Here is a 19,738-nt window from a genome sequence, read left to right on the forward strand (position 1 = left end):
GGCAAAATCAGTATGTTGCGGCCCGAAACGGGTGCCGCGGTCTGATTTGAGGCCCCAGGTCCCCCATCAATTTGATCACGTCCTGGCCGGTGCCGGGCCAAGCAAGCAGGAAATATAGCTTTGAGAGTCATCGCCAGTTCTATTCGCAAGGGCAACGTGATCGAGCAAGACGGCAAGCTCTATGTCGTCGTGAGCGCCGAGAACATCCATCCCGGCAAGGGCACTCCGGTCAGCCAGATCGAAATGCGCCGAATCTCGGACGGGGTAAAGATCTCCGAACGCTACAAGACCACCGACCAGGTCGAAAAGGCCACCATCGAAGAGCGCAACTACACCTTCCTGTATGAAGACGGCGACGGCTACCACTTCATGAACCCGGAGACCTACGACCAGGTCCAGGTCTCCAAGGACGTCGTCGGCGACGCGGCCTCCTATCTTCAACCGGACATGACCGTCAAGCTGTCGACCCACGACGTCAACGTGGTCTCGCTCGCGCTGCCCCAGCGCGTCACGCTGGAAGTGGTCGAGACCGAGCCGGTGACCAAGGGCCAGACCGCCTCGTCCTCCTACAAGCCTGCGGTGCTCTCCAACGGCGTGCGCACCACGGTGCCGCCGCACATCGCGGTCGGCACCCGCATCGTGGTCATGACCGAAGACGGCTCCTACTCCGAACGCGCCAAGGACTGACGGGAACAGAGCGAGCGCAACAGGTGCCGCCGGGGGGCGAGACAGTGGTTGGGAAGGGTTTCCGCTTCGTTTCGCTGCTCCTGGCGTCGCTCTCGCTCCTCATTGCCACTCCGCTCGCTGCGGATGAATTCCGCAGCCCTTCGCTCACGGCCCTGCGCGTCGACTGGCGCGCAGCGCTCGACCAGCTCCGCACCGAGATCAACGGCCGCCCCAGGGTCGCGGGCGATTTCGTCTTTGCACCTCGCCGCACGGTGCCGCGTTACGATCCCCGCGCGATGCCCGCATTGGTGCAGCTCAACGCGGTTTCCTCGCGTTTCTTCACCGGCATCACGCGCAGTCCCGTGCCGGTGCTGCTGCCGTTCGACGCCGCGGCTTACCTCGAGGCGCAGCGCAGCGGCGCGACGGCGACGCTGGCGCTGTCCCGCTACCAGGCGGACTTCAATCCCGTCGACATGTTCGATGCCGGCCCCGCCGGCTACAGCGCGACCTTCTCGCTCGAGCCCGGCGCCGGTGACGGCATGCCGGTCCGGGTGTTCACAAGGCCGGTCGAGGTGCAGATCACAGGCTCGGCGCTGGTCTACGACATCGCCGATCCCGCCGGCGGCAAGGGCGAGCCGGTCAAGCCGCTCGCGACAACCTACCCGGACCTGCGCAGGTTCATCCGGGAAGGCTATGTCCGCTACGCTTTCACTCGTTTCGGCGTCGCCTATGTAGTGTCGATCCAGTGCCTCGACAGCGTCGCCAAACCGCGGCGGCTGGCCTGCAAGGAAGCCTCTCCGGTCGCCGAGCGCTTCCTGAAGGCCCTACGCGTCGCCGGCGGCCAGCGCATGCGGCCATTGACGGACATCGCCTCCAACATCCTCGATCGTCCGGCTGGCCGTTCACCGGATTTCAGCTATCGGCCGAGCGGCGACATCATCCCGAACACCGGCTATCGCAAGCAGGGCGGCCATCCCGACGCCATGGCCTATGCACAAATCCGCTTTCCGCTCGAAAAGGCGCCCGCCTTCGTCCGCTCGCAATCCTATGCCAAGCGCGACAGGACGGAGAGCATGACCGCCTATCCCTGGCGCGACAATTTCTGCGAGTCCCGCAGTTTCGAGGTCTGGCAATGCGCGGGCGGTTACGGCCATCAGGGCGAGGACATCCGCGCCGCCGACTGCCCGCCGCCCGGCGAAGGCCGCGAGCCCTGCGATCCCAAGCAGCGCGGCGTCGTCGCCGTGCGCGATGCCATCGTGATCCGTGCGTCCAAGGACCAGGCCGCGACGCTTCAGGTCAACAGCCGCACCGAGCACATCCGCTTCCGCTACATGCACATGAATCCGCAGGCGATGAATGCCGATGGCGTGCTCAATGGCCGCATCGTCACAGAAGGCGAGAAAATCGGTGTGATCTCGAACTATCTCGACCATCCCGCGGGAACGTCGATGCATCTGCATTTCGACGTGCAGGTGTTCACGCGCGACGGCTGGATCTGGGTCAGCCCCTACGTCACTCTGGTCTCCGCCTACGAACGCCTCATCCGCGCCCGCGGCCGCGAGGTTGGCCCGGAGATCGCGGTCACGGCGCAGCCGGTCGCCCATGCGCTGCCGGAGGACGTGATCAAGCCGGACCTGCGCGAGGGGTCAGGCGGCGAAGAGAATTAAGAGCTTGCTCGCTTCCAAATGAAGGGCGGTGCAAGTGCATGCAGTCGCGGACACCGCTGGCTCGAACGAACAAGGGATCGGGTTGATGAGTGTCGGACTGCTTGGCCTTCTCGACGATATCGCGGCGATCGCAAAAGTGGCAGCGGCCTCGCTCGACGACGTGGCGGGTCAGGCTGCCAAAGCGGGTGCAAAGGCGGCCGGCGTGGTCATCGACGACGCAGCCGTCACGCCGAACTACGTCATCGGTTTTGCCGCGAAGCGCGAACTGCCGATCGTCGGCAAGATTGCGGTCGGATCGCTGCGCAACAAATTGCTGATTTTGCTTCCGGTTGCCCTATTGCTTGGCTATTTCCTTCCAACCGCGGTAACCCCGCTGCTCATGCTGGGCGGAGCCTTTCTCTGCTACGAAGGCGCCGAGAAGGTGCTCGAAGCCGTGATGCCCCATCATGCGCACCACGAGGCTCAGCTCCAGCCGATGGCGGCGGATGCCAGGTCGGTCGAGGACGAGAAGGTCGCGAGCGCCATCAAGACGGATTTCATCCTCTCGGCGGAGATCATGGCGATCACGCTGGCAGCTATCCCCGCAGGCAATATCTGGACCCAGGCATTGGTGCTGGCTTTGGTCGGCTTCGGTATAACGGTCGGGGTCTACGGCGTGGTGGCCCTGATCGTGAAGGCGGACGATGCCGGGCTGGCCCTTGCGCGCTACGACGGCGCCTCCATCATTGGCGCAGCGATCCGCTCGCTTGGCCGCGCACTCGTCCGCGGTATGCCTACCTTCCTGGCAGTGCTGAGCACCGTCGGCACGGCGGCCATGATCTGGGTTGGCGGCGGCATCATCCTGCACGGCATCGAAAAATACGGCCCGCCCGTGGTCGGCCGCATGGTCCATGCCGCAACCGAGGTTGCCGCGCACGCCCTTCCATCCATTGCCGGCATCATCGAATGGTCGGTCGAGGCGGCCATCTCAGGGATCGTCGGATTGATTGTCGGCGCAGTTGCGATTCCGACAGTCCAATACGGTCTCTCGCCGGCATGGAAGCGGGTGAAGGGCTTGCGGCAAGCCTGAAGGCTATCGGCTATTCGAGCAACGTCGTGAGCTGCGCGCCCTCGTCGGCCACGAACACCGCGATCAACTCCGCGGGTTCGGTCATGCTGGCGTTGGCCGAGACCAGATGCGTCGAGCCTGGCGGCTCGAAGAAGGACTGGCCGACGCCGAACGTCTCGACAGGACCGCCGCCAAGCTGGGAGCGGATCTCGCCCTTGGTGATGTAGGCGGTCACCGATCCTGCGTGACGATGCGGGCGCGAGAATCCGCCCGGACCATAGGTCACGCGCACGATGGTGACGCGCTTGCCCGGCACGTTCGGCAAGGCGTAGGAGCCGATCGGTTCGACCTTGTCGAGCGGCGAGCTCTCCGCCGCCGTGGCGCAGAGCGGCGCCAGCGCGCCGGAGACGGCATCCATCGTCAGCGGCAGCGTTTTGCCGATCGCAAATGCGCAGGCAAGTCCTGCGACGACGGCAAGCGCAGTCGAAGGTGACGGCGCCGGCCGTCGTACGGTAGATAAACTCGTTGCTGTCATCGTAACCTCCGTTCGTGTCGGTCAGGATGCTGCAGCATTCGCGGCCACCGGCCGCGGTGCCGGCGTCCAGCGAAACGCAGCGCCGAAACGGTTCCAGACATTGATCGAGGCGACCGCCGAGGTCAGGTACATCAGCTCGGTCTCGGAGAACTCCCGGGCAGCTTCGGCATAGACGTCCTCGCTGACGCCGTCGGGCAGCAAGGTCAGCGCCTCCGCCCAGGCCAGCGCGGCGCGCTCGCGCGGCGAAAAGATCGGCGCCTCGCGCCAAACCGCGACCAGATGGAGCTTGTCGGCGGGCACGCCAATCCGTTCCGACAGCACGACATGGTGCTGCACGCAGAAGGCGCAGCCGTTGATCTGCGAAGCGCGCAGCTTGACGAGCTCGAGAAGCTGCCTGTCGAGGCCGGCCTTGGCCGCAAGTTGACCCAGCGCGAGCACCAGATCATACGCATCGGGCGCGATCCGCTTGAAATCCTCGTATTCACTGCGGGCATGTGACATTGCCGTCCACCTCGTCTATTATAAGATTGCTTACATCTTATAAGAGCTCTTACATGTTGCGCAAGGCACCCAATATCACGAGATCGAAATCCCGGGGCAAACCCGTCGAGCCTGGTCCCATGCAGGTGCCCGCCGTGGGCGAAGGCAAGCGCGGCGAGCAAGGGTATCTCGGCTATCTCCTGCGCCAGGCCCATGCCGCGGTCCGCCTGACGATGGAGCGGACGCTCGCAGACCTCGGGGTGACGTCGCCGCAATTTGCGGTGCTGACGATGCTGAATGCCTATCCGGGCCTATCAGGCGCCGACGTGGCCCGTCTCACTTTCCTCACCCCGCAAACGGTCGGGGTCATCATCCGCAATCTTGAGCGTGACGGAGCGATCGTGATGACGCCTCATCCCGTCCACGGCCGTATCCAGCAATGGACGCTGACCAAGCGGGGAACGACGTTGTTGAGGGCGTGCAGGGAACGCGTGATCACGCTGGAGAAGCGTCTGGCTAGCGGGCTCGACGCCAAGGCCGAGGCGAGCATTCGCCGCTGGCTCGCCAACGTCGCGACGGAGTTGCAGGAGGACTAGGCGAGGATCAGTCGCCGCCTCCCCCGTCGCCGCCGTCACAGCCGGCAGCATCCGGGAAATCGCCGCCCCCACCGGCATCGCCGCCCTGGATGCCGCGGCCGAAATTCTCGGCGATGATCATCAGGACGACGACGAGGAGCCCGGCGCCGAAGGGCCAGGGATTGGCACGGATGATGTCGAAAAGCTCCCGCATGCCGCATCCTGCGCAGGTGGAAGCGAACCAACCGTAAAACGACAGGCCTGAAAGCCAGAGATATTCAGGAAGCGCGGGAGCCCGCTAACCGTCCTTCAAAACATTCTTAACCTCACCATCGACCCAGGTCCCGTCCGCCGCGATCACCCGTACGCGGCTGTTGTCGGTGGCATTCACCAGCACATGCGAACTCACCCGGTCGCCGCTCGGCTCCAGGTGCAAATCGGTCTCGGGCTTCCAGCTCAGCGTCGTCGCGAGATCGCCGGGAAAGATCTGCCATAACGATCCGTCGTCGAGTTCGACGACGTGGCTCTCCGCATGCGCGCGTATCTTCATTCCACCCCGAATTCTCGATGAAGGGGAGCGGCCCCGGCGCTCAGGCCGGGGCCAATTCCGTCAGTCGTTGTCGTGATGGATCACGGTCTTGCTGCGATTGCCGTACGCATCTTCCTTCTTGATCACGGTGGTGCGGCTCGACGGCTCGCGTTCCCGGACGACCGTGGTGCGGTCACGCTCGCGGACGCGATAGTCCGGCGACTGGCCGACCGTTACACCGGCACCGACCGGGCCGACGTGAACACCAACTTCATCGGCGAATGCAGGGGCCGCAATGGCAGTCACCATGGCGGCGGCAAACAGATATTTCCTCATCTTGTCCTCCTCGTTGTCATGGGGAGGGAATGCAGGACTGCGACACTTTGTTCCGCATGAACGGCCTATTCCCGCGTACCCGGAACCGGCTCACACCGGCCATGTTTCCGGCTAGACTGGATCCATGAAACAAGCTGATTCCTCGGCCCATCACACCCGCCGCACATTGTTGAAGTCCGTGCTCGGCGCGGCCGCTGTCCTCGCGTCACCCGCAGGCGTCCTCGCAGCACCGCCGGGCTTTGACGAATGGCGCGAAAGCTTTCGCGCACGTGCGATGGCCAAGGGCATCTCGGCCGCGACCTGGCAGCGCGCGATGGCACGGGTCGAGCCCGACATGAGCGTGTTCAAGCAGATGCGCAGCCAGCCCGAATTCCACGAACAGGTCTGGCAATACATCAACCGCCGCGTCTCCGACTGGCGCATCATCAACGGCAAGATCGCGCTGAAGAACAACGAGGCGCTGCTGGCGCGCATCGAGCGGGATTTCGGTGTCGAGCGCGGCACGCTGCTGGCACTGTGGGGCGTCGAGTCCGCCTATGGCGACCCCCTGGTGCAACAGAACCACATGACGCCGGTGTTTCCCTCCCTCGCCGCGCTCGCCTGGAACGAGCCGCGCCGCAAGGCCTATTGGGAGACCGAGCTGATCAACGCGCTCCGCATCGTCGACAAGGGCTGGAGCACGCCGGAGCAGATGCAGGGCTCCTGGGCCGGCGCGATGGGCCATTCGCAATGGATGCCGGAAGTCTGGCTCAATGTCGGCATCGACTATGACGGCGACGGCAAGGTCTCCCCCTTCGGAAAGCCCGACGACGCGCTGGGCTCCACCGCAAAATATCTCGTCAACCGGGGCAAATGGCATCGCGGCGAGCATTGGGGCTACGAGGTGCGGGCGGCCGGCAATATGAGCGGCAGCCGCACCTATGCGGCCTGGGCATCTTCCGGCGTCACCCGCGCCGACGGCCAGCCGTTCCCGCAGCCGAACGCATCCGCGCAAATGTGGACGCCGGTCGCTGGCGGACCGACATTCCTGCTGGGACCGAATTTCTACTCGGTGAAGAGCTACAACCCTTCCATGAATTATGCGCTGGCGATCTGCCATCTCGGCGACCGCTGCCTCGGCGGGCCGGCCTTTATCCAACCCTTCCCCGGCTCCGAGCGCGCGCTGACGCTCGCCGAGGTGCAGGAAATGCAGACGCGATTGACGAAAGCCGGCTTCGACACCGGCGGCACCGACGGCCGGGTCGGCAACGACACCATGAAGGCGATCAAGGATTTCCAGCAGCGCGCGGGGATTGCGCCTGCGGACGGATATGGCGGGCTGAAGGTGCTGGCCAAGCTGCGGCAGGGGTCATAGGAGCCTGCGCCCTCACTTTGTCATTCCGGGGCGCGCCCTTTGCGCGAGCCCGGAATCCATTTCTCCGCCCGACTTGCTGCACGATGGATTCCGGGCTCGCGCTTCGCGTGCCCCGGAATGACGACCAGTTCAGTGCCTGTACTGCGGCTCTTCCGCATCCAGTTGCCGGCGGATCGCGGCGAGATGCAGTTGCGCGGATTCGGAATCGCCCTCACGCATCTGCCGATAGGTCTCGGCCGCAATCGCGGGATCGACCGGCAGCACGTTCCGTCCCGTCGACATCGCCAGCACCTGTACCTCGGCGGCGCGTTCGAGGTAATAGAGATCGTCCCAGGCTTCCGCGATGGTCGGGGCCAGCACCATCACGCCGTGATGCTTCATGAAGACGATATCGGCGTCACCCACGGCCGAGGCGATCCGGGCGCCCTCGCGGTTGTCGAGCGCGAGGCCGTTGTAGTCGCGGTCGACCGCGGTGCGGCCGTAGAATTTCAGCGCGGTCTGGCCGGCCCAGATCAAGGGCTCGCCTTCGGTCATCGATAGCGCCGTCGCATAGGGCATGTGCGTGTGGAACGCGACCTTGGCGCGCGGCAGCAACCTGTGCATCTCGGCGTGGATGTAGAACGCGGTCGCCTCTGGCACGCCCTCGCCGTCGAGCACATTGCCGTGGAAATCGCAGATCAGCAGCTTTGAGGCTGTGATCTCGCGAAAGGCATAGCCGTAGGGATTGACGAGAAATAGATCGTCATGGCCGGGCACGACGGCCGAGAAGTGGTTGCAGATGCCCTCCTCGAAACCGTTGCGCGCCGCCATGCGGAAGCAGGCGGCGAGATCCTCGCGCGCGGTGCGGATCGCATCGGTGGCGAGGTCCGGCCGGTTCGAGCGGAATGGCGCGGGCGCGGGTGAGGAAGCGTGAAGGCTGTGCGCCATGGCGAAGGACACCTCTGTCGGTCGAAAGCTGTCCGCCTTGTACAGGGGCTGCGCCTGCGCGTCAGCCCCTGCGCGTGCCACCCTGCCCTGCGCGCTCAGGCCCGCCGCGGCACGCCGCCGGCGTTCATGCCGCCGTCGATAACGAGCTCGCTACCGGTGACGTAGCGCGAGGCATCGGAGGCCAGATACAGCACGCCCGAGGCGATCTCCGCGGCCTGTCCGGCGCGGCCGAGCGGGGTTGCGACCTTGGCGCGCTCCTCGGGATCGATCGGCGCGTTCTGGCCGGCGCCGGTCGCGCCCGTCGGGATCTTGCCCCAGATCGGGGTGTCGATGATGCCGGGATGCACGGAATTGACCCGGATGCCGTCGCCGGCCGCCGCGCATTCCATCGCGATCGACTTGGCGAACAGCCGCACGCCGCCCTTGGTCGCCGAATAGGCCGACAGGCCCGGCGCGCCGCGCAGGCCTGCGAGCGAGGACATCATGACGATCGAACCGCCGCCATGCTTGCGCATCAGCGGCAGGCAATGCTTGACCGAGAGAAACACACCGTCGAGATTGATCGCGTTCTGCTTGCGCCAGTCGGCGAGCGTCATGTCGACGATCGAGGGCACGGCGATGCCGATGCCGGCGTTGGAGACCATGATATCGAGCCGGCCGTGGCGCTTGGCGATTTCGCCGACGATTTCGATCCAGCGTTCCTCGCTGGTGACGTCCTGCTCCAGGAAGATCGCCTTGCCGCCGGCTTTTGTCACGCGCTTGGCGAGCTCGGGCCCGCGCAGCTCATCGATGTCGGTGATGACGACGGTCGCGCCTTCGCGCGCGAACAGCTCGACGATGGCCTCGCCGATACCCGAGGCGCCGCCGGTCACCAGCGCGACCTTGCCCTCAACCTGCCCTGCCATGTTCACTCCCTTTTTTGTTGTTTGAGCGATCTTATTTTTGCGCATGATCTCCGCGCAAACGCGTTCCGCGTTTGTCGCGTCGGATCATGCGTTATCTAATCACGGATGGCCCCTGGTCCGGTAGCGCGACGTCGATGACACGGAATTGCACCCGCTCGGCGCCCTGGTAGCGATCGACCGAAAGCGAGCCGGCGACATGCAGTTGCTGGCCGCGGTTGGCAAGAAGCGCATTGCCGAGCTTCTGGCCGACCGAGCGGAACGCGATGCCGTTGACGATGGCGCCATCCCCCGACTTGAAGCGCAGACGCAGATGCGCCTGCCCAACCTCGTCGGCAAACACGAGCTGATGTGCCGGCAGCGCCAGCACGGCTTCCGGATTGCCGCTGCCGAACGGACCGGCACGGTTCAGCGTCGCCGCAAGCTCCGTCGTCACGGCGCGCGCAGAGACCGCGCCGTCGATGTAGAGCTCGTTGACGTGGCGCGCCTCGGCAACGTCCCGCGCCAGCGCGTTCTCGAGATAGGCGCGAAATTCGGCGAGCTTCTCTTTCCGCAACGTCACGCCCGCGGCCATCGCGTGGCCGCCGCCTTTCAGCAGAATGCCGTCAGTGACCGCCTGCCGCACCGCCTTGCCGATATCGATGCCTGCGATCGAGCGCCCCGATCCGGTACCGATGCCGCCGGGCTCGAGCGCAATGGCGAAAGCGGGCCGCGAAAACTTTTCTTTCAGCCGGGAAGCAACGAGGCCGACGACGCCGGGATGCCAGCCTTCGGACGCCGTGACGATGACGCCGAGCTTGTCCTCCAGCCCGATCGAGGCCAGCGCCTCGGCTTCGGCCTGCGCTTCGGCCGCCTGCTCGATGACCCGGCGCTCGCTGTTGAGGCGGTCGAGCTCGGCGGCGATCCGCGCGGCCTCGACGCTGTCGCCTTCCAGCAGCAGCCGCACGCCGAGATCGGCGCGGCCGATGCGGCCGCCGGCATTGATGCGCGGCCCCAGCATGAAGCCGAGATGCCAGGCCTCCGGCGGCCCGTTCAGCCGCGCCACATCCATCAGCGCGGTATGGCCGACATGGTCGCGCCGCCGCATCGCGATCAGTCCCTTGGCGACGAAAGCGCGGTTGAGACCGATCAGGGGGGCGACGTCGGCAACCGTCCCGAGCGCGACGTGGTGCAGCATGCCGAGCAGATCCGGTTCGGGCATTTCCGCATTCCAGAAACCGCGCTGGCGCAGCTCGCGATTGACCGCAACCAGCGTCACCAGCACGAGACCGACCGCGGCGAGATGGCCGAGACCGGAGAGATCGTCGAGCCGGTTCGGATTGACCAGCGCGTCGACCTCCGGCAGCTCCGTGCCGGCCTGGTGATGGTCGATCACGACCACGGACATGCCGAGGCGCTTGGCCTCCGCCAGCGGCTCGATGCTGGTGGTGCCGCAATCGACGGTGACGAGCAGCGTGGCGCCCTTGGCCGCCAGCCCGCGAACCGCTTCGACATTGGGCCCGTAGCCCTCGAAAATGCGGTCGGGAATGTGGATCAGCGGATCGAGCCCGCAATGGCGCAGGTGCCAGGCGAGCAGTGCCGCCGAGGTCGCTCCGTCGACGTCGTAGTCGCCGAAGATCGCGACCTTTTCGCCCTTCGCCGCAGCATCCGCGATCCGCTTCGACGCGGCCTCCATCTCCGTCACGGTAAAGGGGTCCGGCATGAGCTTACGGATGGTCGGATCGAGAAAGTCGGGCACCGCGTCGATGTCGACGCCGCGGCCGGCCAGCACCCGGGCCAGCAGTTCGGGCAGCTGGTGCCGCTGCACGATAGCGAGCGCCTGGGCCGCCCCGCGGGCATCCAGCCGGTCGCGCCAGAGCTTGTCGGTCAGCGAACGCGCGACGCCGAGAAACGCCTGGGGCGCTTCGACGGGCAAGGCGGTGGCGGGCGGCGTCATGGGTCGCAGTCGGTTTGAGGAACCCGCAATCGACGGTATCGCGTCGGTCCGGCTTGCAGGACGATTGACCCGGAATCCTCAGGGATTTGCAATCTCCGCGCCGCACAAAGCGGTGGATTGCCGATTTGCGGCGCCGACTGACTATCATTTGGGCATCCGCCGGAACAGCAAATTAAGCGGGCGTTAGGCGGAATCTTCGAAAAAAGAATCGTATTCGATCTGTAAGCGATTGTTCCGGGTTCGTTGCAGATCAGAGCTCATTGCCAAGGGAAAGCCCCGATGTCTGCTGCGCTGGGTCTGAAGGCCAAGCCGATCGCCACCGAACCCGCTGAGGACGATTCCGACATTTCCGCGCTGATCAACCGCCTGACCGCGGAGGTCAACCAGATCGCGGTCGACAAGACCAAGTCGATCCAGCAGATCACCAACCAGATGAAGATGCTGGCGCTGAACGCGCTGATCGAAAGTTCGCGCGCCGGCGCGCAAGGCGCGGGCTTTGCGGTGGTGGCGCAGGAGGTGCGTGGGGTCGGTCAGCAGGTCGAGACCATCGCCCGCGAACTTGAAAGCCAGTTGACGAAGCGGACCGGCGATCTCGTCTCCTCGATCGAGCGCATGAGCCAGCGTTCACGCGGCGAGCGCATGATGGATCTGTCGCTGAACGCAATCGAGCTGATCGACCGCAACCTTTATGAACGCACCTGCGACGTGCGCTGGTGGGCGACTGATTCCGCGGTGGTCGATTGCGCCGCCTCACCCGGCGCTGCGGCCGTCTCCCACGCCTCGCAGCGCCTGGGCGTGATCCTCGGGGCCTACACCGTCTATCTCGACCTGTGGCTCTGCGACCTCGACGGCAACGTCATTGCCAATGGCCGTGCCGACCGCTTCCGCGTCGTCGGCCAGAACGTCGCCCACACCAAATGGTTTCGCGAGGCCAGGGGCCTGCGGTCCGGCGACGACTACGTTGCCGGCGACGTCGAGAACCAGCCGCTGCTCGGCAACGCGCAGGTTGCGACCTATTGCGCCAGCGTGCGCGCCGGCGGCCAGGCCAACGGCGCCCCGATCGGCGTGCTCGCCATCCATTTCGACTGGGAGCCGCAGGCCCGCGCCATCGTACAAGGGATTCGCGTCGGCGACAGCGACAAGGCCCGCGTGCTGCTGGTCGATTCGAGTTTGCGCGTGATCGCGGCGTCGGACGGCCAGGGCATCCTCAGCGAGCGCATCTCGATCTCGCTGAACGGCCAGGCCTCCGGCTTCCATCACGACCGCACGGGCGCACTGGTGGCCTTCCATGCGACGCCGGGCTACGAGACCTATCGCGGGCTCGGCTGGTACGGTGTGATCGTCTGCGGGGCGTGAGACGGCAGGCGAGTAAAAAACGCGAAAACAACCCCATGCACAGTAGCGACAGGGTTGTTTTCACTGGCCTTTTCAGTTGAACTTTCCGCCTTATCCCGCGAAGATTTTGACACGACGGGCAAAACACTGGCAATCTGCGATCCATCGCAGAGTGTGTTGCGGCACGAGGGAATGCCCCCTAGCGGCTTTGTGAAATCCCACCCCGGCTTCTGAAGCATTTTCCGGCAAGCCGCGCCCGTTACAGGCAAGAGCCCCGCGCCCTCAATCGAATAGAGTCGCTTCGCATCACGTTCATCGACGTGGGCGCGCGAATTCGTACTGGCATTGGCCATCTCGCGCTCGTCACTTGCCAAGGAGACAGGCCATGAAGATCGTCGTAATCGGCGGAACTGGATTGATCGGGTCCAAGCTCGTGGCGCGGCTCAGGCAGCAAGGCCACGAGACCGTGGCGGCTTCACCGAAATCAGGCGTCAATGCCGTGACCGGGGATGGCCTCGCCGCCGCGCTGACAGGCGCGGATGTCGTCGTCGACGTCGCCAATGCGCCGTCGTGGGAGCCCGCCGCCGTGCTCGAATTCTTCGAGCGGTCGAGCAGGAATCTGGTCGCGGCAGAAGCTGCCGCCGCCGTGAAGCATCACGTGGCCCTGTCGATCGTCGGGACTGAGCGGTCGCCCGACAACGCCTATTTCCGTGCCAAGCTCGCCCAGGAGACCATCATCAAGTCATCCTCGGTCCCCTACTCGATCGTGCGCGCCACCCAGTTCTTCGAATTCCTCGCCGCCATTGCCGACATGGGTGCGGTTGACGGCAGGATCGTCGTTCCCTCGGCATTGTTTCAGCCGATCGCCGCTGACGACGTCGCTGCTCGCCTCGCGGAGGTCGCAACGGGCAAGCCACTCAATGGCACGATCGACATCGCAGGCCCCGAGAAGGCTCCCTTCAACGAATTCATCGCACGCCGTCTGAAGGCATCGGGCGACACTCGTCCGGTGGTCGGAGATCCGAAGGCGCCGTACTACGGCGGCCCCATCGACGACACATCGCTGGTCCCGCTCGGCGAGGCGCGCCTCGGACCAACGAAGCTCGCAACATGGCTCGCTCGCCTCTGAGATTGGCAACCACGAAACCACCGCAGATAAGGAGCTCCCATGCGCAGATTGCTGATCGCGACAGCGGTTTATGCCGCCTCATTGCTGACGGCCCACGCAGCCGAGCCGGCGGCGCCATTGGCGAAAGTCACGGTCGTGTTCGACCAAGCACTGCCCAACGTTCCCGGCAAGAGCATGAAGGGCGTGCTGGTCGAGTACGGTCCCGGGGGCTCCTCACCCGCGCATATCCACGCCCCCTCCGCCTTCATCTATGCCACGGTGTTGGAAGGCGCGATCCGCAGCCAGGTCAATGACGGCCCCGCTAAGGTCTTTCACAAGGGAGAGAACTTCTCCGAACACCCCGGTGACCGCCACGGCATCAGCGCGAATGCCAGCGATACCGAGCCTGCCAAGCTGCTGGCCGTGTTCGTGGTTGATACGGCTGACAAGGAACTGACGACGCGGATCACGAAGTAACGTTTACCCAAGACGCTTTCCGGCCGCCGCCATCTCCGCCGCGAGCAACACGGCCGCACGGCTGGCGCCGATCGAGGCGATGCCCTGTCCTGCGATGTCGTAAGCGGTGCCGTGCGCGGGCGTGCAGATCGGGAACGGGAAGCCGCCGAGCAAGGTGACGCCGCGATCGAAGCCCATCAGCTTCATCGCGATCTGGCCCTGGTCGTGATACATCGTCAGCACCGCATCGAAGGCACCGCCCTTGGCGCGCAGAAACACGGTGTCGGCGGGAAACGGTCCTTCCGCCGCGATGCCCTCGCGCTGGCCGGCTGCGACCACAGGCGCGATGATATCGATCTCCTCGCGGCCGAAATTGCCGCCGTCGCCCGCGTGCGGGTTCAGTCCGGCGACGGCGATGCGCGGCCGCGCGAAGCCGGCGTTGCGCATGCAGGCATCGGTCAGCTCGAGCGCAAGGTGGATGCGTTCGCTGGTCAGCTTGGCAGCGACGTCCCTCAACGGGATGTGGGACGTGACGCGCGCGTTCCACAGCCGGTCCAGCACGTTGAACTCGAGGAAGTGTTGCAGGCGGGCTTTGCCGAGACGGAAGGAAACGATCTCACGCTGAAAATTGCGTAAGACGCAATTCGCGTCGTCCGTGCGGGCGGAGAGCGACTGCACGCTGCCGTCCCGCTGCCGCAGCCCGTTCTCGCCCCGCGTGAATCCGCGCACTAATTCCACTTGCTAGCTTGTCGCGGCCGGAGCAGCATACTTTTCTGCCGGGCCGCGGCCGCGTGGCCGATCAGGCCGGCCCCAACGCGCGAACAATCGCGCAAAACAAAAGACAAAAGCGGAGGAAATGCATGACAATCGATGTCTCCCGTCGATCCCTACTCGCACTTGGAGCCGGCCTTGGAGCCGGCCTCGGTGCCAGCGCCATGCTCGGCACCAGCGCATTGGCGCGGGCTCCCAAGCTCGGCACCCAGACGCCATACTGGCACCGCTTCGTCCTCGGCGATGCCGAGGTCACCGTCGTCTCCGACGGGCCGCTGCCGCTTGGCGATCCCTCCGGAACCTTCACCGGTGTCCCCAAGGAAGAGGTGAAGAAGATGCTGGCGGAGAATTTCCTGTCGCCGGACAACGTCGTGCTCGAACAGAACTCGCCGATCGTGAACACCGGCGACAAGCTGATCCTGTTCGACACCGGCATGGGCTCGTCCAAGGCGTTCGGCCCAACCACCGGCCGCCAGCAGAAGAGCATGGCCGAGGCGGGGATCAAGCCGGAGGACATCGATGCCGTGGTCTGTTCGCACGCGCATATCGACCACATCGGTGGCATCGTGGATGCCAACAACAAGGCGCTGTTTCCGAACGCGCAGATCTACATCGCCCAAAGCGATTTCGACTTCTGGACCGATGAAGGCAAGCTCGGCGGCCCGGCCAAGGACTTCGTCGTCCACGCCCGCAAGAACCTGATGCCGGTGCGCGAGCGGATCAAGTTCTTCAAGGACGGTGAGGAATTCCTACCCGGCGTGCAGGCGATCTCCGCGCCCGGTCATACCGTCGGCCACACCATCTTCATGGTCTCCTCGGCCGGCAAATCGTTCGCCTTCCTCGGCGACCTCTCGCACCATTCCGTGCTGCTGCTCGAGCGGCCCCGGATGGAATTTTCCTACGACACCGACCCCAAGCAGGCGGCCGAGTCGCGCGTCAAACTGCTGACGATGCTCGCGGCCAACAAGACGCCGGTGATGTCCTATCACTTCGCCTGGCCCGGCTACGGCCACGTCGCCAAGGCCGGTGAAGGCTTCCACTATTACCCGGAGCCGATGAAGATGACGCTGTAGCTCGAGATCAACCCCGGGGGGGCGCAAGCGCCTCCCGGGTCGTTGCTCGCTACTCGGCGGGCTCTGCGACCGCGCGCGGCTGCGAGGCTGTCGCGTCGGCTCGAGCGCCGGTGAATATGCGGCGGACAAGCACGTACAGCGCGGGTACGAAGAAGATGCGGAGACCGGTCGCCGCGATCATGCCGCTGGCGACTCCGATGCCGACCGCGTTCCGGCTTTCATAGAATTCAGCGCCGACCAAGCGGTACGACATCGCAGGCCCTGGCGCGATCATCAAGACGCAGGAAGCTCCAAATCTGGGCGCTTCGTGTAGAGAAACGCATCCAGAGCGCCGTGGCCCCTGTAGAGATAACTCCAATAAACCCGTCTGCCGTCCCGACTCTCGACGAACCAGTAGCCGGTCATCGTCGTTCCGGTTCTCAAAATATCGCGCCACAGGATTTTGGTTCTTCGCGAACCCAGTGTGGGACCAAACAGGTTCGAGGGGCCTTCAACCGACTCTTCGTCCCATGTCACGCGGTGCACGGATGTGAGTGATGGCGACATGAAGCCGGCAGCGCCAAGCCCCAAGAGCGTCATCGCCAAGGCTCCCCAGCCGGCCTCGCGAAACAGGACCCCGTACAAGCCGGCAAGCGACATCAGGAAACCGCCGATGACCGTGAACCAGGCAGTACTTTTATCCGGCTCGATGGCTCCTGCGGTATCGCCGAGCTCAATCGGCCTTGCCTGTTGGAGCGTCCACGATATGAGCGCAATGATGGCTGCGGTCACCACCGCCCCGAACAAGACTTGCAAAACCGACGGTGAGGAGGCCAACCAGCAACTCTTGTTCTTGCCTATGTCCTGACTCGCAGCCGATCACGCGTCACGCTGCTAGCAGCCGAGCTTGTCGGCGATCCCGCCGAAATCCTTCGCGACGATGTCCCAGTTGCCGGTAGCCTCAAAGTCCACCTTCTGCAACGGACCGTACTCCGTCGGCCGCGCCACGAAGGCGGTCTTGAGCCCGTTCTTCTGGGCGGCCGCGAGATCGCCGTTGTGGGCGGCGACCATCATCACCTCGTCCGGCTTGAGGCAGAGCAGCTTTGCTGCGCCGAGATAGGTCTCGGGATCGGGCTTGTAGTGCTCGAACAGCTCGGCCGACATGATGAGGTCCCACGGCAGGCCTGCGAACTTCGCCATGTTGGTGAGCAATGCGACGTTACCGTTGGAGAGCGGCGCGATCACGAACTTCGTCTTCAGCCGCGTCAGGCCCGCGACGCTGTCCGGCCAGGGATTGAGGCGGTGCCAGCCCTTGGTGAGATAATCGAGATCGGCCTCGGTGAGACCCTTGATCGCGAACTGCGCGACCAGCTTTTCCAGCGAGCGGCGGTGCAGATCATCCAGCATGACATAGCCACGCTCCGGATGTTTGCGCACGTCGTCCATCGAGGCCATGTACATGCCGCGCCAGCCGTCGACGAGCGCGGTCCAGTCGGCACTGATGCCGCGTCCCTTGGCCCACCACATGAAGTCGGTGATCAGGCTGGTGCGCCAATCCACGACGGTGCCGAACACGTCGAAGACAAGGGCTTTGACGGCGGAGAGATCGGATGCTGGTGTCATGTTCGCTCCGCGGATTTTTCCTGCGCCCGGTCGGCTCCGGCTGAGATCGAGGGCTTTAAAGCATGATCCTTTCCGTGCAACAATAGCAGTTGTCCGCCAGACCTCGTTCGTCCGCGACGAGCAAAAACTTTCGCCCCAGCGTGCGCATGCATCTGCCATGACAGACCTCCCTGTCGCATACGTTCTGCTCGATCATGTCCGCCTCCCGGATGAGGAGGCGTTGATCCGGACATTGCGCATTCGTCATCCCGACGTGCAGTGGGGTCCCGGCGGGCTCTCACGCAGCAACGATGCCGACCGTCCGATGTTCATCCGTGCCGGCGATCATCTCATGACGATCCTCATGATGCCGGCGCCGATACCTTACGATCAGGAATTGTGGCAGCGGGCTTCCTGGCTTTGGCCGGAAGCTTTCCACGCCGTTGGCCGGCATCGTGCGCACCTCATCGTGGCGCCGATGGGCTCTGCCGAAAGCAATAAGGCAACGAAGGCGCTGAATTTTGCCGAGAACACGCAGCTCACGACCGCTTTTGTCGGGGCCGTGGTCGCGGCATTGCCGGAAGTTGCCGCTGTCGTCTGGCGGGGAAATGTCGGCCGCTCGCCCGAGATGTGGCTGAACCAGTCACGTAGCGCCTTTGCTTCCTATCCAGATCAACCCTTCGCATTGTGGATCGAGATCGTCCCCTACCTTGCGGGCAAGACCATCGGAGCCTTGACGATCGGATTGTCCGCATTCACGGGACGAGAGATCGAATTCGAGGTGGATGGGCTCGATCATGGCACCGTCACCTCCCGTGTTGCCCAGCTTTCATCCTACCTTATTGCCCACGGCCTGGACGACGGTCCCGCGAGTGGCGCGGTGTTCGAGGCCGACTCCGAAATTGATCATCGTGTCGCGGTGTTTCACCGCAACTCCCGCTTCAACATCGGGCCCGTCATTTCGTTCGCTTCCCTTGATGATCGATCCGGGAGAGTCAGGACCTTTCCGATCATTCCCTCCGCCATCGCCCGAGATCATCCGTTGCTGGTCATGCTGGGCAAGGTCGGGCTTTTCGATCCGGCACAGGCCGAGAACCAAATCAGGCTCAGGCCGGATCATTATGAATCGGAGGTCCGCCTTGAGGCCTTCGACCGAGGCCTCTCGCAGGCCCTGTCCCGCATGATCGCAACCGACATCTATGCCGAGGCCGATACGAACGCGCGCCGCGCGCTCGCGAATGGAGACATGGCGTCCGCGAAGGCCATTCTCCAGCCCTGGGCCGATGAAGTCGGCGAGCTTCAACTGACCGTCAAGTTCGCCCTGACCGTTTGCGACGCGTTCCTGTTCATGCCCGCGCCGCCCCGCAGCCCATAACAGACAAGCGCGAAATCAAGTCTGCGGCGCGCGTCCGATCGGAGCAGCCGAACGATCGCGCGCGGACGGTCGCGAGATCAGTCTAGATGGAACTTGGCAAGTTCCCGGTGCTCGGCCTTGATGTAGCGCACCGTGCCGGTGACGGAGCGCATCACGACCGTCTCGGTCTCGATCACGCCGTCCTTGCGGAATTTGACGCCCGACAGCAGCGAGCCGGTCGTGACGCCGGTGGCGGCGAACAGACAGTCGCCGCGCGCCATGTCCTCGATGCCGTAGATCATCTTGGGATCGTTGACGCCCATCTTGGCGGCGCGCTCGATCTTCTCAGCGGAATCGAGAATCAGGCGGCACTGCATCTGGCCGCCGATGCAGCGCAACGCTACGGCCGCGAGCACGCCTTCAGGCGCGCCGCCGGTGCCGAGATACATGTCGACGCCGGTGTTATCAGGGTCGGCGCAATGGATCACGCCGGCGACGTCGCCGTCGGTGATCAGGCGCACGGCAGCGCCGGTCGAGCGCACGCTCTCGATGATGCTGGCATGGCGCGGACGGTCGAGCACGAGAACGGTGATGCCATCAGGCTGGACGCCCTTGGCCTTGGCGAGGCGGCGAACGTTCTCGGCCGGCGTGGCATCGAGTTCGACGACGCCCTTGGCGTAGCCGGGGCCGATCGCGAGCTTCTGCATGTAGACGTCGGGCGCGTGCAACAGCGTGCCGCCGTCGGCCATTGCCATGGTGGCGATCGAGCCCGGCATGTTCTTGGCGCACAGCGTGGTGCCTTCGAGCGGATCGACCGCGATGTCGACCTGCGGGCCTGCGTTCATGCCGACCTTCTCGCCGATGAAGAGCATCGGCGCCTCGTCGCGCTCGCCCTCGCCGATCACGATGGTGCCCTCGATCGGGAGCTTGTTGAGCTCGCGGCGCATCGCATCCACCGCGGCCTGGTCGGCCGCCTTCTCGTTACCGTGTCCGCGCAGCCGCGCCGACGACACCGCCGCCCGCTCCGTCACCCGCACGATCTCCAGCGTGAGGATGCGCTCGAGCAACGCTTGCGGGGGGACTGAAATATGGGTCGACATCGGCT

At 64.8% G+C, this 19,738-nt stretch carries 22 protein-coding genes and 1 pseudogene; 10 read left to right on the plus strand and 13 right to left on the minus strand.

The features are described from left to right. Nucleotides 1–120: 120 nt before the first annotated feature. The 3 genes from efp to IVB24_RS23060 all read left to right on the plus strand — a co-directional run bounded on the left by efp (nucleotide 121) and on the right by IVB24_RS23060 (nucleotide 3,402). A complete protein-coding gene (efp, locus tag IVB24_RS23050) occupies nucleotides 121–687 on the plus strand; it encodes an elongation factor P (protein WP_028161298.1) in 567 nt (188 codons plus the stop codon). Between the two features lie 23 nt (nucleotides 688–710). Then, nucleotides 711–2,333: a M23 family peptidase gene (locus IVB24_RS23055; RefSeq protein ID WP_247769028.1), complete on the plus strand. Its 1,623-nt coding sequence runs from the start codon at nucleotides 711–713 to the stop codon at nucleotides 2,331–2,333. Between the two features lie 85 nt (nucleotides 2,334–2,418). After that, nucleotides 2,419–3,402 carry a DUF808 domain-containing protein gene (locus IVB24_RS23060; RefSeq protein ID WP_247769030.1) on the plus strand — a complete coding sequence of 328 codons (984 nt, stop codon included), beginning with the start codon at nucleotides 2,419–2,421 and terminating at the stop codon, nucleotides 3,400–3,402. Nucleotides 3,403–3,412: 10 nt separating this feature from the next. On the opposite strand, the gene IVB24_RS23065 is transcribed toward IVB24_RS23060, so the two are convergent. Further along, nucleotides 3,413–3,916, minus strand: a complete 504-nt coding sequence (locus IVB24_RS23065; protein WP_247769034.1) for a cupin domain-containing protein — start codon at nucleotides 3,914–3,916, stop codon at nucleotides 3,413–3,415. Between the two features lie 21 nt (nucleotides 3,917–3,937). After that, a complete protein-coding gene (locus IVB24_RS23070; RefSeq protein ID WP_247769040.1) occupies nucleotides 3,938–4,417 on the minus strand; it encodes a carboxymuconolactone decarboxylase family protein in 480 nt (159 codons plus the stop codon). A 53-nt stretch (nucleotides 4,418–4,470) separates the two neighbouring features. Between IVB24_RS23070 and IVB24_RS23075 the strand changes: the two genes are divergently transcribed. After that, on the plus strand, nucleotides 4,471–4,992 hold the full coding sequence (locus tag IVB24_RS23075; protein ID WP_247769050.1) for a MarR family transcriptional regulator: 522 nt from the start codon (nucleotides 4,471–4,473) through the stop codon (nucleotides 4,990–4,992). Between the two features lie 7 nt (nucleotides 4,993–4,999). Here the strand turns inward: IVB24_RS23075 and IVB24_RS23080 are convergent, their stop codons facing one another. From IVB24_RS23080 to IVB24_RS23090, 3 genes are all read right to left on the minus strand, one after another. Next, nucleotides 5,000–5,185, minus strand: coding sequence for a hypothetical protein (locus IVB24_RS23080; protein WP_247769055.1), 186 nt, complete (start codon nucleotides 5,183–5,185; stop codon nucleotides 5,000–5,002). An 84-nt stretch (nucleotides 5,186–5,269) separates the two neighbouring features. Beyond that, on the minus strand, nucleotides 5,270–5,521 hold the full coding sequence (locus tag IVB24_RS23085; protein ID WP_166469436.1) for a hypothetical protein: 252 nt from the start codon (nucleotides 5,519–5,521) through the stop codon (nucleotides 5,270–5,272). Between the two features lie 60 nt (nucleotides 5,522–5,581). Then, nucleotides 5,582–5,836: a hypothetical protein gene (locus IVB24_RS23090; protein ID WP_094974291.1), complete on the minus strand. Its 255-nt coding sequence runs from the start codon at nucleotides 5,834–5,836 to the stop codon at nucleotides 5,582–5,584. 124 nt (nucleotides 5,837–5,960) lie between these two features. On the opposite strand from IVB24_RS23090, the gene IVB24_RS23095 reads away from it, so the two are divergent. Next, complete coding sequence (locus IVB24_RS23095) at nucleotides 5,961–7,190, plus strand: lytic murein transglycosylase (RefSeq protein WP_247769060.1); 1,230 nt, start codon at nucleotides 5,961–5,963, stop codon at nucleotides 7,188–7,190. A gap of 129 nt (nucleotides 7,191–7,319) precedes the next feature. Here IVB24_RS23095 and IVB24_RS23100 read toward each other — a convergent pair whose 3' ends face one another. From IVB24_RS23100 to recJ, 3 genes are all read right to left on the minus strand, one after another. Continuing rightward, entirely contained in the window at nucleotides 7,320–8,117 is a 798-nt protein-coding gene (locus IVB24_RS23100) for an aldolase (RefSeq protein ID WP_247769062.1), read from the minus strand. Between the two features lie 95 nt (nucleotides 8,118–8,212). Then, nucleotides 8,213–9,022, minus strand: a complete 810-nt coding sequence (locus IVB24_RS23105) for a glucose 1-dehydrogenase (protein WP_162308528.1) — start codon at nucleotides 9,020–9,022, stop codon at nucleotides 8,213–8,215. A gap of 91 nt (nucleotides 9,023–9,113) precedes the next feature. Next, entirely contained in the window at nucleotides 9,114–10,955 is a 1,842-nt protein-coding gene (gene recJ / locus IVB24_RS23110; RefSeq protein ID WP_247769069.1) for a single-stranded-DNA-specific exonuclease RecJ, read from the minus strand. Between the two features lie 279 nt (nucleotides 10,956–11,234). Between recJ and IVB24_RS23115 the strand changes: the two genes are divergently transcribed. The 3 genes from IVB24_RS23115 to IVB24_RS23125 all read left to right on the plus strand — a co-directional run bounded on the left by IVB24_RS23115 (nucleotide 11,235) and on the right by IVB24_RS23125 (nucleotide 13,875). Then, nucleotides 11,235–12,311 (plus strand): methyl-accepting chemotaxis protein, encoded by a 1,077-nt coding sequence (locus IVB24_RS23115; protein ID WP_247769074.1) that lies wholly within the window; start codon nucleotides 11,235–11,237, stop codon nucleotides 12,309–12,311. A gap of 364 nt (nucleotides 12,312–12,675) precedes the next feature. Further along, nucleotides 12,676–13,419, plus strand: coding sequence for an SDR family oxidoreductase (locus IVB24_RS23120; RefSeq protein WP_247769076.1), 744 nt, complete (start codon nucleotides 12,676–12,678; stop codon nucleotides 13,417–13,419). Between the two features lie 39 nt (nucleotides 13,420–13,458). Beyond that, a complete protein-coding gene (locus IVB24_RS23125; RefSeq protein ID WP_247769078.1) occupies nucleotides 13,459–13,875 on the plus strand; it encodes a cupin domain-containing protein in 417 nt (138 codons plus the stop codon). Nucleotides 13,876–13,878: 3 nt separating this feature from the next. Here the strand turns inward: IVB24_RS23125 and IVB24_RS23130 are convergent. After that, nucleotides 13,879–14,424, minus strand: a pseudogene (locus IVB24_RS23130) (4-hydroxythreonine-4-phosphate dehydrogenase PdxA); the annotation flags it as partial. A 290-nt stretch (nucleotides 14,425–14,714) separates the two neighbouring features. Between IVB24_RS23130 and IVB24_RS23135 the strand changes: the two are divergent. Next, nucleotides 14,715–15,698 carry an MBL fold metallo-hydrolase gene (locus IVB24_RS23135; RefSeq protein WP_247769079.1) on the plus strand — a complete coding sequence of 328 codons (984 nt, stop codon included), beginning with the start codon at nucleotides 14,715–14,717 and terminating at the stop codon, nucleotides 15,696–15,698. A gap of 49 nt (nucleotides 15,699–15,747) precedes the next feature. On the opposite strand, the gene IVB24_RS23140 is transcribed toward IVB24_RS23135, so the two are convergent. Genes IVB24_RS23140 through IVB24_RS23150 form a run of 3 tightly spaced genes read right to left on the minus strand, consistent with a single transcriptional unit; the run spans nucleotide 15,748 to nucleotide 17,300 of the window. Next, the gene (locus IVB24_RS23140) at nucleotides 15,748–15,951 is read right to left on the minus strand and encodes an efflux RND transporter permease subunit (RefSeq protein WP_148667316.1); all 204 of its coding nucleotides are present in this window, start codon (nucleotides 15,949–15,951) and stop codon (nucleotides 15,748–15,750) included. Nucleotides 15,952–15,971: 20 nt separating this feature from the next. Beyond that, on the minus strand, nucleotides 15,972–16,514 hold the full coding sequence (locus tag IVB24_RS23145; protein ID WP_247769081.1) for a hypothetical protein: 543 nt from the start codon (nucleotides 16,512–16,514) through the stop codon (nucleotides 15,972–15,974). A gap of 57 nt (nucleotides 16,515–16,571) precedes the next feature. After that, complete coding sequence (locus IVB24_RS23150; protein WP_247769087.1) at nucleotides 16,572–17,300, minus strand: haloacid dehalogenase type II; 729 nt, start codon at nucleotides 17,298–17,300, stop codon at nucleotides 16,572–16,574. Between IVB24_RS23150 and IVB24_RS23155 the strand changes: the two genes are divergently transcribed. Next, nucleotides 17,299–18,654: a hypothetical protein gene (locus IVB24_RS23155; protein ID WP_247769092.1), complete on the plus strand. Its 1,356-nt coding sequence runs from the start codon at nucleotides 17,299–17,301 to the stop codon at nucleotides 18,652–18,654. The two genes, IVB24_RS23150 and IVB24_RS23155, sit on opposite strands and share 2 nt — an antisense overlap. A gap of 77 nt (nucleotides 18,655–18,731) precedes the next feature. On the opposite strand, the gene glpX is transcribed toward IVB24_RS23155, so the two are convergent. Beyond that, a complete protein-coding gene (gene glpX / locus IVB24_RS23160) occupies nucleotides 18,732–19,733 on the minus strand; it encodes a class II fructose-bisphosphatase (protein ID WP_094974310.1) in 1,002 nt (333 codons plus the stop codon). Nucleotides 19,734–19,738: the final 5 nt, after the last annotated feature.

It is taken from the genome of Bradyrhizobium sp. 192 (genome assembly GCF_023100965.1).
GTDB lineage: Bacteria > Pseudomonadota > Alphaproteobacteria > Rhizobiales > Xanthobacteraceae > Bradyrhizobium > Bradyrhizobium symbiodeficiens.